The following is a 12,350-nucleotide window of genomic DNA, read 5'->3' on the forward strand; positions in this document are numbered from 1 at the left end:
GGACCGCTAGTGCTCCCCGGCCTTCTCGGCGCCGTAGCCGGTCATCGAGCGCACCTCCATCTCGTGCCGAAGGTGCGGGTCCTCGGTCGGCCTCGACGTCAGCGTGCCGACGATCGCGGCCAGGAACCCGATCGGGATCGACACGATGCCGGGGTTCGACAGCGGGAACCAGTGGAAGTCGACGCCCGGCACCATCGGCGTCGCGCCGCCGGAGACCGCCGGCGAGAACACGATGAGGATGAGCGCCGACCCGAGCCCGGCGTACATGCTCCAGACGGCGCCGCGGGTGGTGAACCGGCGCCAGAACAGCGAGAACAGGATCGTCGGCAGATTGGCGCTCGCCGCCACCGCGAACGCGAGCGCGACGAGGAACGCGACGTTCTGCCCCTGCGCGAGGATGCCGCCGAGGATCGCGACCAGCCCGATGACGACGACCGTGCGCCGCGCGACCTTCACCTCGTCCACCGAGCCGGACGTGCCGGACCCGCGCTTCAGGACGTTCGCGTAGATGTCGTGCGCGAAGCTCGTGGCGGCCGTGATCGTGAGCCCGGCGACCACCGCGAGGATCGTCGCGAACGCGACCGCGGAGATGATGCCGAGCAGCACGGGTCCGCCGAGCTGCAGCGCGAGCAGGGGCGCGGCGGAGTTGACGCCGCCGGGAGCGGCGAGGATCGCATCCGGGCCGACGAGCGCCGCGGCGCCGTAGCCGAGCACGAGCGTGAACAGGTAGAAGACGCCGATGATCCAGATCGCCCAGACGACGCTGCGCCGTGCCTCGTTCGCCGTCGGCACCGTGTAGAAGCGCATGAGCACGTGCGGCAGCCCGGCCGTGCCGAGCACCAGCGCGAGCGCGAGCGAGACGAAGTCGAGGGGATTCGCGCCGTACTGGAGGCCGGGGGCGAGGATGGCCGCCCCGTCGGCACCCGCCGCCTGCGCCTTGTCGGAGGCACCGAACGTGTCGACCGCCCGCTCGAGCACCGCGTCGAAGCCGCCGTTCGACACGAGCACCCACACCGTCATCACCGCGGCGCCGCCGACGAGCAGCACGGCCTTGACGATCTGCACCCAGGTCGTGCCCTTCATGCCGCCGATGAGCACGTACAGGATCATGAGCACGCCCACGACCGCGATGACGATGCCGACGTTCACCGACCCCTCGATGCCGAGCAGCAGGGCGACGAGCCCGCCGGCGCCGGCCATCTGGGCCAGCAGGTAGAAGAAGCAGACGACGAGCGTCGTGATCGCGGCCGCGGTGCGCACCGGGCCCTGCTTCAGTCGGAAGCTCAGCACGTCGGCCATCGTGAAGCGGCCGGTGTTGCGCATGAGCTCCGCGACGAGCAGCAGGGCGACGAGCCAGGCGACCAGGAACCCGATCGAGTAGAGGAAGCCGTCGTAGCCGTTCACCGCGATCGCGCCGCAGATGCCGAGGAACGACGCCGCGGACAGGTAGTCGCCCGAGATGGCGATGCCGTTCTGCGGACCGGTGAACGAGCGGCCGGCGGCGTAGTAGTCGGCGGCGGTGCGGTTGTTCCGGCTGGCGCGGAACACGATGATCAGCGTCACGGCCACGAACCCCAGGAAGATGCAGATGTTCAGCACCGGGTTGTTCTCGACCGCGGCGGAGGCGGCGGCGTGGATGCCGGCGGGGCCGGCGGCCGCGAGCGCGGTCATCGCGTGCCTCCCGCCTCGAGCTCCTCGCGCAGCTCGGTCGCGAGCGGATCGAGCCGGCGGTTGGCGAACACGACGTAGGCCATCGTGATCGCGAACGTCGTCACGAACTGGCCGAGCCCGAGCAGCAGGCCGACGTTGACGTCGCCGAGCACCGGCGTCGCCATGAGCTCGTGGTCGTAGGCCGCGAGCAGCACGTAGACGAAGTACCAGATCAGGAACAGCACGGCGAGCGGGAACACGAATCCCCGGTGCCGCCGTCGCAGGGCGGTGAAGCGCTCGGATGCGACGACCTCGTCGAATCGCTCGGAGCGCGGACTGGCATCGGACACCGGCGGACCTCCTCGTCCTCGGCGGCGCCGGCACCCCGCGGGATCCCCGGCTCCGTGGTGCGCCCCAGGCTAGGTGCCGGGGCGCCCGGGTGTCGAGGGTGATGTCCGCAGAACTCAGCCGGCGGGGAGGTCGTCGCCCGCGACGAGCGCCCAGATCGCGGTGTCCGACCAGCCCCCGCCGACCTCCGCGAAGTCCTGGCGGTGGTGGGCCTCCTGCCGCATCCCGAGCCGCGCGCAGAGCGCCGCCGACGCGGTGTTGCGCGGGTCGAGCACGGCCCGGATGCGGTGGGCGCCGTGGTCGAGCGCGAGGTCGCGCACGACCCGCGCGGCCTCGAGCGCGATGCCGCGGCCCTGCGCCCGCGGGTGCAGCACCCAGCCGAGCTCGAACTCCGCACCGGAGGCCGAGTGCAGCACGAGGTGCAGCTCGCCGAGGGCGGAGCGCTCGTCGACCCCGAGCTCGGCGGCCGTCGCCGCGTCGGCGAGGATCGCATAGACGACGCGATCGGCGTCGTCGCGCAGCCGTCGCCGGCCGGCGAACCGCGTCACGTACTCGGCGACCTCCGACCGCGAGCGCGCGGCGTACGGCAGGTAGCGGATGACCTCCGGGTCGGCCTGGTACTCCGCGAGCGCCGCGACGTCGGCGTCGGCGAGCGGACGCAGCCGCGTCCGCGCCGTCTCGAGATCCGGCGCGATCAGCGGCGACAGGGTCACGCGGAGGCGCGGTGCGGGTCGGCGTCGGGGGCGGCGTCGCCGGCGATCGGCACCGCGTCCTCCGCGGGCGTCACGCCGAACACGGAGGCGAGTCCGGCGGCGAACTCGTCGGCACGGCCGTCGGCGGCCAGCTCCCGGGCGCGCACCGACGGGGTGTGCAGCAGCACGCCGGCGAGGTGGCGCAGCGACTCGATCGTGCGCGCCGTGCCGTCGGTGTCGGCGGCGCCGCGCTTCTCGGCGCGGGCGATCTCGGCGTCGAGCGCGTCGAACACGTGCCGGCGCAGCGCCACGATCGACGGGGCCGCTGCGCGCTCCGCCGCGAACTCGGCGGCGGCGTCGTCGACGAGCCCGCGGGCGTCGTCGGCGCCGAACTCCGGCAGCGGCGCGTGCAGCGCGATGATCTCGAGGTCGAGCAGCTCGACGCCCGGCACGGAGCGGACGGCGGGGTCGACGTTGCGCGGCAGGCCGAGGTCGATGACGAGCCGGCGCCCGCCCTCGGCGATGTCGTCGGGCCCGACGGTGTAGCGCGCGGTGCAGGTGATGATCACGTCGGCCGCGGCGATCGCGTCGCGGAGGGAGGGCTCCGCGCGCACGCCGTACCGGGCCGCGAACAGCGCGGCGCGGCCGGTGGCCGAGTAGACGCCGATGTCGGCGGCGCCGCGGTCGTGCAGGGCGGCGATGGTCGTCGCGGCGTAGGTGCCGGTGCCGACGAGCAGCACGCGGGCGTGCGCCCAGTCGGTGACGCGGCTCGAGGCGAGGTCGAGGGCGAGCCGGGCCAGCGAGCGCCCCGCGCCGCCGAGGTCGGCGGCGCCGCGCACGGCGCGCGAGGTGCGCGCCGCGCGCTGGAACATCCGGTCGAGCTCGGGCGTGGTCGTGCCGTCGCCGCGCGCCGTCTCGTAGGAGCGGCTGACCTGGCCGGAGATCTCGTCCTCGCCCACGACGACCGACTCGAGCCCGGCCGACACGGCGAAGAGGTGCCGCGGAACCCGGTCGCCGACGACGACGGAGACCGCGTCGCGCAGCTCGTCGGCGGACACGCCGCCCGCGGCGCTCATCACGGCGATCGTGTGGTCGACGGAGGCGGGGGCGTCCTCCGCCTCCGCGTCGACGTCGAGGTAGGCCTCGAAGCGGTTGCAGGTCGCGACCACGACGGCGCCGCGCACCGCGGGGCCCGTGGCGACCAGCTCGGCGGTCGCCTGCGGAGCCGCGACCGACAGGCGGTCGAGGAGGTCGAACCCCGCATTGCGGTGGTTCGCCGTGAGGCAGACGAGCACGTATTTCATGGTAGAACCGCGGGTGCGCCCGGGATAGGAAGGGTGTCCTCACTCAGCTTCCGCCCCGGATCCCTGAGCCGGTCGAAGGGCGGGGCTTCGACAGGCTCAGCCATCCGGAGTGCCGACCAGCCACCCGAGGGGTCTCAGCGGGCGGGCATCGCTCGGGTGGGAGGATGGACGGGTGCCGCTGCCCTCCGATCATCCGCTCGTCGACGGGCGCACCGCCTCCTCGCCGCTGGTCCGCGCCGCGCGCGGCGACCGCCCCGAGGTGCCGCCGGTCTGGTTCATGCGCCAGGCGGGCCGCAGCCTGCCGGAGTACCGCGAGCTGCGCGTCGGCACGGCGATGCTCGACGCCTGCCTGACCCCGTCGCTCGCGAGTGAGATCACCCTGCAGCCGGTGCGCCGCCACGGCGTCGATGCGGCCGTGTTCTTCAGCGACATCGTCGTGCCGGTGAAGCTGGCCGGCGTCGGCGTGGAGATCGTCGCGGGCCGGGGCCCGGTGCTCGAGCACCCGATCCGCACGGCGGCGGACGTGCTGGCGCTGCGTCCGCTCGACCCTGCGGCGCTCGACCCGATCCGGGAGGCCGTCGCGATGACCGTCGCGGAGCTCGGCTCCACGCCGCTCATCGGCTTCGCGGGCGCCCCGTTCACGCTCGCGAGCTATCTCGTGGAGGGCGGGCCGTCGAAGGACCAGCTCCGCGCGCGCTCGCTCATGTACTCGGACCCGCGCACCTGGGCCGCGCTGCTCAACTGGTGCGCCGACGTGTCCGGCGCGTTCCTCCGCGCCCAGGTCGACGCCGGCGCGAGCGTCGTGCAGCTCTTCGACTCGTGGGTCGGATCGCTGAGCCGCCGCGACTACCAGCGCCGCGTGGCGCCCCACTCGACGCGGGCCTTCAGCGCCCTCCGCGGTACCGAGGTGCCGCGCATCCACTTCGGGCTCGGCGGCGGCGACTTCCTCGACGTCATGCGCGACGCGGGCGCCGACGTGGTCGGCGTCGACTGGCGGCTGCCGCTCGACGTGGCGAACGAGCGGCTCGGCGGCACGACGCCGCTGCAGGGCAACATCGACGCCGCGCTGCTTTCGGCGCCGTGGTCGACTCTCGAGTCGCACGTGCGCGACGTGCTCGACCGCGGCCGCGACGCGCCCGCGCACATCGTGAACCTCGGGCACGGCGTGCCCCCGGAGACCGACCCGGACGTGCTGACCCGCATCGTGCGCGCCGTCCACGGCGAGTGACGGTCGGCCGGTGAGCGACGAGCGCGACGGGCTCGGTCCCGAGGCGGCGGACGACGCGGCGCTCGCGGACGAGGACCAGCGCGACGACGAGGACGCGGCGCCCCGTCCGGTGATCGTCGTGGGGGGCGGCATCGCCGGCCTCGTGCTCGCCCGCGATCTCGCGCGCGGTGGCCGCGAGGTCGTGCTGCTCGAGGCGTCCGACGTGCTCGGCGGGCAGGTCGTGCCGCTCCGCCTCGGCGAGGTCGTGACGGATGCCGCGGCGGAGTCGTTCGCGACGCGCGGCGGCACGGTGGCACGGCTCGCCGCCGAGCTCGGCCTCGCCGACGACGTCGTGACCCCGCGCGACGACCCCGCCTGGCTGCACCGCGAGGACGGCCGCACGCATCCGCTCCCCGCGACGAGCGTGCTCGGCATCCCCGGGGTCCCGCTGGCCGCCGACGTGATCGCGGCGATCGGGGGCCGGGCCGCGTTCCGCGCCCAGCTCGACCTGCTGCTCCCCTCGGTCGTCGGTGCGAAGGCGGCGACCCTCGGCGAGCTGGTGCGGCGGCGGATGGGCGACGGCGTGCTCGAGCAGCTCGTCGCGCCCGTCGTGCGCGGCGTGCACTCCGCCCACCCGGACGACGTGCCCGTCGAGCGCGCCCAGCCGCGGCTCCGCGACGAGCTGCTGCGGCGCGGATCGCTCGCCCACGCGGTGCGCGTGCTGCGGGAGACCGCGCCCGCCGGCTCGCAGGTCGCGGGCATCCGCGGCGGCGTCTGGCGGCTCGCGGAGGCGCTCGAGGCGAGCCTGCGCCGGTTCGGCGGCGACATCCGCACCGGCGTCCGCGTGGTCGAGGCGGACGCCGACCGCGTGCGGCTCGCCGACGGCACGGAGCTCGAGGGCGAGGTCGTGCTCGCGGCCGCTGGCGCCGACGGCGCCGACCCGGCGGTGCGCCGCATCACGCTCGTCACACTGCTCGTCGAGGCCCCCGAGCTCGATGCGGCGCCGCGCGGCACCGGCGTGCTCGTCGCGGCCGCGGCGCCGGATGTCGAGGCCCGGGCCCTCACGCACGCGACGGCCAAGTGGTCGTGGCTGGGGCAGGCCGCGGCGGGCCGGCACGTGCTCCGGCTCAGCTACGACGAGGCGCCCGCCGGCGGCGACGCCGGGGCCGTCGAGACCGCCCGTCGCGACGCCGACGCGCTCACCGGGTCGACCGTGCGCGAGGTGCTGGCGTCGGACGTGCGCACGTGGTCGCGGGTGCTGACGGGAGCTCATGCCGAGAGCGGCATGAGCGGCGTTGACGGGAGCCACCGCGTGGGGGAGGCTGGGTCGAGCACCGGGCTGGCGGCCGTCGTGGCGAGTGCCCGGGAGGCCGCTGGACGCATCCTGGGAACGGACCGGGCCGCGGCGTCGCCGGAATAGCGTGGGGACCGCGTCCTTCCGGACGCCTTGATGATCGGAGAGCGCATGCGAGGCAAGATCCTGCTCGTCGTGGGAATCGGCGTCGGCTACGTGCTGGGCGCGAAGGCGGGTCGCGAGCGCTACGACCAGATCGCCAAGGCCACCTCCCGCCTGTGGAACAGCCCGGGCGTGCAGAAGCAGGTCGTCAAGGCCGAGGACTTCGTCAAGGACCACGCGCCGGACGTCGCCGAGCTCGTCGGCGAGGCGGCCAAGAAGGCCGTCACCGCCGCCACGCGCCGCGGCACCGCCACGTCGTCGAGGCGCTCGACCACCCGCTCGGCCTCGAGCCGCGCCGGTGGCACCCGCTCCGGCGGAACGCGCGGCGGCAGCGCCTCCGGCGACTCCGACTCCAGCCTGTAGACCGACCAGGAGGGCGCGAGCCTCATGCCTGACCCCACCGCACCCGGCGCGCGCCCCGCGCCGCGCCGCCGCTCGCTCGTGACGCTCGTCACGGAGCTGCCGGAGCTCGTCACCGACCTGGTGCACGCCGAGATCGAGCTGCTCAAGACGGAGCTCATCGGCAAGCTCAAGGCGCTCGGCATCGGCGCCGGCCTGCTGGTCGGCGCGCTCGGCGTGCTGCTGTTCATGGTCGGCACGCTGCTCACGGCCGCGATCCTCGGGCTCGGCACCGTGATGCCCCCGTGGCTCGCGGCGCTGATCGTCTCCGCGGTGCTGCTGATCGTGGCGGTCGTGCTGGGCCTGCTCGGCTGGTCGCGGATGAAGCACGGCATCCCGCCGATCCCCAGCGAGGGGATCGAGAGCCTCCAGAAGGACGTCCGTGCGATCAGGGGACTGGGAAAGCGAGGGGACTACCGATGAGCAACACCGATGACGCCCGCGCCGCTGCGGCGGATGCGCGGGAGCGACTGGCCCAGACGCTCGACGCGATCGAGGACAAGGTGAACGTGCCGCGCAAGATCGGCGAGCTGAGCCGCAAGGCGCAGGACTCGTACGCCGAGAACCCGGTGCCGTTCCTCGCGGCGGCCGGTGCCGCCGTGGTCGCGGTCGGGGGCCTCATCGCCGCCGGCATCGCGCGCTCGCGGCGCTGAGCCGCGTCGCCGAGACGGCTCGCGGGAGGGTTCAGCCGAACGGTGCGAGGATAGGACGGTGAGTCCCGACACCTCCGCCGAGCGACTCGGCTACACCCTCTACGCGGTGTACCGGCGCACGGAGCCCTCCGACGGATCGCTCTCCGGCCTGGAGCGCACCCTCGCCGACATCGACGCGAGCGGCGTCGTGGTCCGCGGCGTCTACGACCTCTCCGCCATGCGCGCCGACGCGGACATCCTGCTCTGGCTGACCGGCGAGGAGCCGGAGGCGCTGCAGGCGGCCATCCGCTCGCTCCGGCGGCTGCCCCCGTTCCTCGTGCTCGAGCCGAGCTGGTCGGCGATGGGCGTGCACCGCGAGGCCGAGTTCACGCGCGACCACTCGCCGGCCTTCATGAAGGGCCTGCCCCCGAAGCAGTGGGTGACGGTCTACCCCTTCGTGCGCAGCTACGAGTGGTACCTGCTGCCGGAGGACGAGCGCCGCACGATGCTGCGCGACCACGGACGCAAGGGCTCCGAGTATCCGCAGGTGCAGGCCAATACGGTCGCCAGCTTCGCGCTCGGCGACTACGAGTGGATCCTGGCCCTCGAGGCCGACGAGCTCGTCGACCTCGTGGACCTGATGCGGCACCTGCGCAACACGGAGGCCCGCCGCCACGTGCGCGAGGAGGTCCCGTTCTTCGCGGGCCGCCGCATCGAGTGGACCGACCTGCCCGAGGTGCTGTCGTGACGGCCGGCGGCGGGACCGGGATCGGCAACGGCACCGTGCAGGCGGACGGGGTCGTCCCGTACGCCTCCGAGGCGGCCGCCGCCGGGCCCGAGCACGTCGAGGTGCCGGTCGCGTACGACGCGATCCTGCTCGCCGGCTTCGGCGGGCCCGAGGGCCAGGACGACGTCATCCCGTTCCTCCGCAACGTGACGCGCGGGCGCGGCATCCCCGACGAGCGGCTCGAGGAGGTGGCGCACCACTACCGCCACTTCGGCGGCGTCAGCCCGATCAACGCCCAGAACCGCGCCCTCAAGGCCGCCCTGGAGGACGAGCTGGCCCGCCGCGGCGTCGCGCTGCCGGTGCTCTGGGGCAACCGCAACTGGGACCCGTACCTCGGCGACGCGCTCGACGAGGCCGCCGAGCGCGGTTTCACGCAGCTGATCGGGCTCGCGACGAGCGCCTACAGCTCGTTCTCCAGCTGCCGCCAGTACCGCGAGGACTTCGCGCGCTCGCTCGAGGAGACCGGCCACGCCGGCGCGATCCGCATCGACAAGGTGCGCCAGTTCTTCGACCACCCCGGCTTCGTCACGCCGTTCACGGAGGGCGTGCGGGCGGCGCTCGCCGACCTGGCCGGTCGCGGCGTCGCGGACGAGGGCATCCGCGTGCTGTTCTCGACCCACAGCATCCCGACCGAGGACGCGCTGCGGTCCGGGCCGCGCGACCGCGACTTCGGACCCGGCGGGGCGTACGCCGCCCAGCACGAGGCCGTCGCGACCGAGATCATGCGCGAGCTCGGCAGCAGTCTGCCCTGGCAGCTCGTCTACCAGTCGCGCTCGGGTCCGCCGACGCAGCCCTGGCTGGAGCCGGACATCAACGACGCCATCGCGGCGGCGGCCGCCGAGGGCGCCACGGCCATCGTGATCGTGCCGCTCGGCTTCGTCAGCGACCACATGGAGGTGCTCTGGGACCTCGACACCGAGGCGCTGGAGACCTGCGAGGAGCACGGGCTCATCGGCATCCGCACGCCGACGCCCGGCGTCGACCCTGCCTACGTGACCGGGCTCGTCGACCTGGTGCTCGAGCGCGTGAACGGCACGCCGACCGCCGAGCGGCCGCACGAGACGGACCTCGGCCCGTGGTTCGACGTGTGCCGTCCCGGCTGCTGCGAGAACGTGCGGGCGGGCTTCAAGCCGGCCGCGGCGGGGATCGCCCCGTGACGCTCCGGATCGGCACCCGCGGCTCCGCCCTCGCGCTCGCGCAGGCGGGGCGGGTGGCCGCGCGCCTGCCCGGCGCGGAGCTGGTGGAGATCACCTCCGACGGCGACCGCAGCGCCGAGTCGCTCGCGACCCTCGGCGGCACCGGCGTCTTCGCGTCGGCCCTGCGCGAGGCGCTCCTCGCCGGCGAGGTGGATGTCGTCGTCCACTCGCTGAAGGACCTCCCGACCGCCAGCGCGCCGGGCCTCCAGATCGCGGCGATCCCGAAGCGGGCTGACGCCCGCGACGCGCTCTGCGCCCGCGACGGGCTCGATCTCGAGCACCTGCCGGAGGGCGCCCGCGTCGGCACCGGCTCGCCGCGACGGCGCGCGCAGCTCGCTTCCGCGCGTCCCGACCTGGTGCTGGTCGACATCCGCGGCAACGTCGACACCCGGCTCGCCCGGGTCGGCGCCGACGACCCGGAGCGCGCGCTCGACGCCGTCGTGCTGGCGGCCGCCGGGCTGGAGCGGCTGAACCGGCTCGAGCCGATCACCCAGCTGCTCGACCTCGGCGACTGGCCGACCGCGCCCGGGCAGGGCGCACTCGCCGTCGAGGTGCGCGCCGGGGACGCGGCGCTCGTGTCGAAGCTCGAGCACCGCCCGACCCGGCTCACCGTCGCGGCCGAGCGCGGGGTGCTCGCGTGGCTCGAGGCCGGCTGCGCCGCCCCGGTGGGCGCGACCGCCGTGCTGGACGGCGGCCTGCTCTTCCTCACCGCCCGCGTCTACTCGCCCGACGGGGCCCAGCAGCTCACCGCCTCGCACGCGCTGTACCCGGAGGACGCGGCCGATCCGGCGGCGGAGCTCGCGGAGCGCGTCGCCACCGAGCTGCTCGCGGCCGGCGCCGCGGACCTCGCGCCGCTCGGCACGTCCGGTCCGGCCGACGCGGCGGGCACCGCCGTGCGCACCGGCGACCCCGAGGAGGCCCCGTGACCTCGCCGAAGCCGCTGGCCGGCCAGCGCGTGCTCGTGCCGCGCGGCGGCAAGTGGGGCGACGGCGTCGCCGCCACGCTGCGGACGCACGGCGCCATCCCGGTCATCGCGCCGCTCATCAACTTCGCCTCCTCCGACGACCCGGCGGCGCTCGACGCGGCGCTCGCCGACCTGCAGGCCGGCCGCTTCGACTGGCTCGTCGTCACGAGTGCGACGACGGTCGACGTGCTCATGAGCCAGCGCGTGCGGGTGCCCGCCGGCACGCGCATCGCGGCCGTCGGCGAGACGACCGCCGCCGCCCTGTCGCTCGCCGGGTACGCCGTCGACTTCGTGCCGGAGGGCGACAACTCCGCGCGCGGGCTCGTCAAGGAGTGGCCGCACAGCGACATCCGCGGCCGCGTGCTCATCCCGCAGTCCGACATCGCCGAGCCGACGCTGGTCGCGGGCCTGTCGCGCCTCGGCTTCGCCGTCGAGTTCGTCACCGCGTACCGCACGGTCGGCGTGCCGGTCGCCGAGAACGTGCGGGCGGATGTCGCCTCCGGGCGCATCGGCGCGCTGCTCGTGACCTCGGGAAGCGTCGCGCGGCAGGTCGCCGACCAGCTCGCACCGCTGCCGGAGCACACGATCGTCGTCTGCATCGGCCCGCGCACCGCGTTCGACGCCCGCGCCGCCGGGCTCGTCGTCGACGGCATCGCCGAGGAGCGCAGCGTCGACTCGCTCATCGACACGCTGATCGACTGCGTGGAGAGCGCGTGACCGGCGTCGACCGCACCCTGCATCCGCTCGTCCGCCCTCGCCGGCTGCGCGAGACGGCGGCGATGCGGCGGCTCGTCGCCGAGACCCGGGTGCACCCCGCTGAGCTGATCCTGCCGCTGTTCGTGCGCGAGGGGTCGGGCGGCCCGGTGCCGATCTCGTCGATGCCCGGCGTCGTGCAGCACGACCTCGACTCGCTCCGCGTCGAGCTGGCCCGGGCGACCGCGGCCGGCATCGGCGGCGTGATGCTGTTCGGCGTGCCCGAGCGCAAGGACGCGATCGGCTCCGGTGCGACCGACCCGGACGGCATCCTCAACGTCGCCACCCGGGTCGCCGTCGAGGAGGCCGGCGACGCGCTCGTCGTGCAGACCGACCTGTGCCTCGACGAGTTCACCGACCACGGCCACTGCGGCGTGCTCGACGCCGACGGCCGGGTCGACAACGACGCGAGCCTGCTCCGCTACCGCGACATGGCCGTCGCGCAGGCGGAGGCGGGCTCGGCGCTGCTCGGGCTCAGCGGGATGATGGACGGCCAGACCGCCGCCGTGCGCGCCGCGCTCGACGAGGCCGGCCATCCGGGCACCGCGCTGCTCGCCTACGCCGCCAAGTTCACCTCGGCGTTCTACGGCCCGTTCCGCGAGGCCGTGCAGTCCTCGCTCACCGGCGATCGCCGCAGCTACCAGATCGATCCGGCGAACCGCCGCCAGGGCCTGCGCGAGGTGCTGCTCGACGTCGAGGAGGGCGCCGACGTCGTCATGGTGAAGCCCGCGATGATCAACCTCGACGTGGTGGCCGACGCGGCCGCGGTGAGCCCGGTGCCGGTCTGGGGCTACCAGATCAGCGGCGAGTACTCGATGGTCGAGGCGGCCGCGGCGAACGGCTGGATCGACCGCGAGCGGGCGATCCTCGAGACCCTGACCGGCATCCGGCGGGCGGGCGCGGAGGCCGTGCTCACCTACTGGGCGATCGAGGCGGCGGAGCTGATCCGCCGCCAGGACTGA

14 protein-coding genes are annotated in these 12,350 nt (G+C 74.7%); 10 read left to right on the top strand and 4 right to left on the bottom strand.

Annotated features, from left to right (window positions below):
- Positions 1–6: 6 nt before the first annotated feature.
- From AC1RSJ_RS00945 to AC1RSJ_RS00960, 4 genes are all read right to left on the bottom strand, one after another.
- Positions 7–1,671, bottom strand: coding sequence for a monocarboxylic acid transporter (locus tag AC1RSJ_RS00945; protein WP_493116441.1), 1,665 nt, complete (start codon positions 1,669–1,671; stop codon positions 7–9).
- A complete protein-coding gene (locus AC1RSJ_RS00950) occupies positions 1,668–2,000 on the bottom strand; it encodes a DUF485 domain-containing protein (protein ID WP_493116442.1) in 333 nt (110 codons plus the stop codon). The genes AC1RSJ_RS00945 and AC1RSJ_RS00950 overlap by 4 nt, the downstream gene beginning before the upstream one ends.
- A 114-nt stretch (positions 2,001–2,114) precedes the next feature.
- Positions 2,115–2,711 (bottom strand): GNAT family N-acetyltransferase, encoded by a 597-nt coding sequence (locus tag AC1RSJ_RS00955; RefSeq protein ID WP_493116443.1) that lies wholly within the window; start codon positions 2,709–2,711, stop codon positions 2,115–2,117.
- Positions 2,708–3,985 carry a glutamyl-tRNA reductase gene (locus AC1RSJ_RS00960; protein WP_493116444.1) on the bottom strand — a complete coding sequence of 426 codons (1,278 nt, stop codon included), beginning with the start codon at positions 3,983–3,985 and terminating at the stop codon, positions 2,708–2,710. The genes AC1RSJ_RS00955 and AC1RSJ_RS00960 overlap by 4 nt, the downstream gene beginning before the upstream one ends.
- A 181-nt stretch (positions 3,986–4,166) precedes the next feature.
- Between AC1RSJ_RS00960 and hemE the strand changes: the two genes are divergently transcribed.
- Genes hemE through hemB form a run of 10 tightly spaced genes read left to right on the top strand, consistent with a single transcriptional unit; the run spans position 4,167 to position 12,350 of the window.
- Complete coding sequence (gene hemE / locus AC1RSJ_RS00965; protein ID WP_493116445.1) at positions 4,167–5,222, top strand: uroporphyrinogen decarboxylase; 1,056 nt, start codon at positions 4,167–4,169, stop codon at positions 5,220–5,222.
- 10 nt (positions 5,223–5,232) lie between these two features.
- Positions 5,233–6,621 (top strand): protoporphyrinogen/coproporphyrinogen oxidase, encoded by a 1,389-nt coding sequence (locus AC1RSJ_RS00970; RefSeq protein WP_493116446.1) that lies wholly within the window; start codon positions 5,233–5,235, stop codon positions 6,619–6,621.
- A gap of 45 nt (positions 6,622–6,666) precedes the next feature.
- A complete protein-coding gene (locus tag AC1RSJ_RS00975) occupies positions 6,667–7,020 on the top strand; it encodes a YtxH domain-containing protein (protein WP_493116447.1) in 354 nt (117 codons plus the stop codon).
- A 24-nt stretch (positions 7,021–7,044) separates the two neighbouring features.
- Positions 7,045–7,479 carry a phage holin family protein gene (locus tag AC1RSJ_RS00980; protein WP_493116448.1) on the top strand — a complete coding sequence of 145 codons (435 nt, stop codon included), beginning with the start codon at positions 7,045–7,047 and terminating at the stop codon, positions 7,477–7,479.
- Positions 7,476–7,709, top strand: a complete 234-nt coding sequence (locus AC1RSJ_RS00985; protein ID WP_493116449.1) for a DUF3618 domain-containing protein — start codon at positions 7,476–7,478, stop codon at positions 7,707–7,709. Before AC1RSJ_RS00980 ends, AC1RSJ_RS00985 begins: the two co-directional genes overlap by 4 nt.
- 58 nt (positions 7,710–7,767) lie before the next feature.
- Positions 7,768–8,436, top strand: a complete 669-nt coding sequence (hemQ, locus tag AC1RSJ_RS00990) for a hydrogen peroxide-dependent heme synthase (protein ID WP_493116450.1) — start codon at positions 7,768–7,770, stop codon at positions 8,434–8,436.
- Positions 8,437–8,456: 20 nt separating this feature from the next.
- Complete coding sequence (locus AC1RSJ_RS00995) at positions 8,457–9,632, top strand: ferrochelatase (protein ID WP_493116838.1); 1,176 nt, start codon at positions 8,457–8,459, stop codon at positions 9,630–9,632.
- A complete protein-coding gene (hemC, locus tag AC1RSJ_RS01000) occupies positions 9,629–10,597 on the top strand; it encodes a hydroxymethylbilane synthase (RefSeq protein WP_493116451.1) in 969 nt (322 codons plus the stop codon). Before AC1RSJ_RS00995 ends, hemC begins: the two co-directional genes overlap by 4 nt.
- Entirely contained in the window at positions 10,594–11,352 is a 759-nt protein-coding gene (locus tag AC1RSJ_RS01005; protein ID WP_493116452.1) for a uroporphyrinogen-III synthase, read from the top strand. Before hemC ends, AC1RSJ_RS01005 begins: the two co-directional genes overlap by 4 nt.
- 17 nt (positions 11,353–11,369) lie before the next feature.
- Entirely contained in the window at positions 11,370–12,350 is a 981-nt protein-coding gene (gene hemB, locus AC1RSJ_RS01010; RefSeq protein ID WP_493116839.1) for a porphobilinogen synthase, read from the top strand.

The organism is Schumannella sp. GW821-FHT10F01, from assembly GCF_058809295.1.

Coding starts and splice junctions, on each gene's coding strand:
- AC1RSJ_RS00945 (WP_493116441.1), bottom strand. CDS start 1,671: ATGACCGCGCTCGCGGCCGCCGGCCCCGCCGGCATCCACGCCGCCGCC.
- AC1RSJ_RS00975 (WP_493116447.1), top strand. CDS start 6,667: ATGCGAGGCAAGATCCTGCTCGTCGTGGGAATCGGCGTCGGCTACGTG.
- AC1RSJ_RS00980 (WP_493116448.1), top strand. CDS start 7,045: ATGCCTGACCCCACCGCACCCGGCGCGCGCCCCGCGCCGCGCCGCCGC.
- AC1RSJ_RS00985 (WP_493116449.1), top strand. CDS start 7,476: ATGAGCAACACCGATGACGCCCGCGCCGCTGCGGCGGATGCGCGGGAG.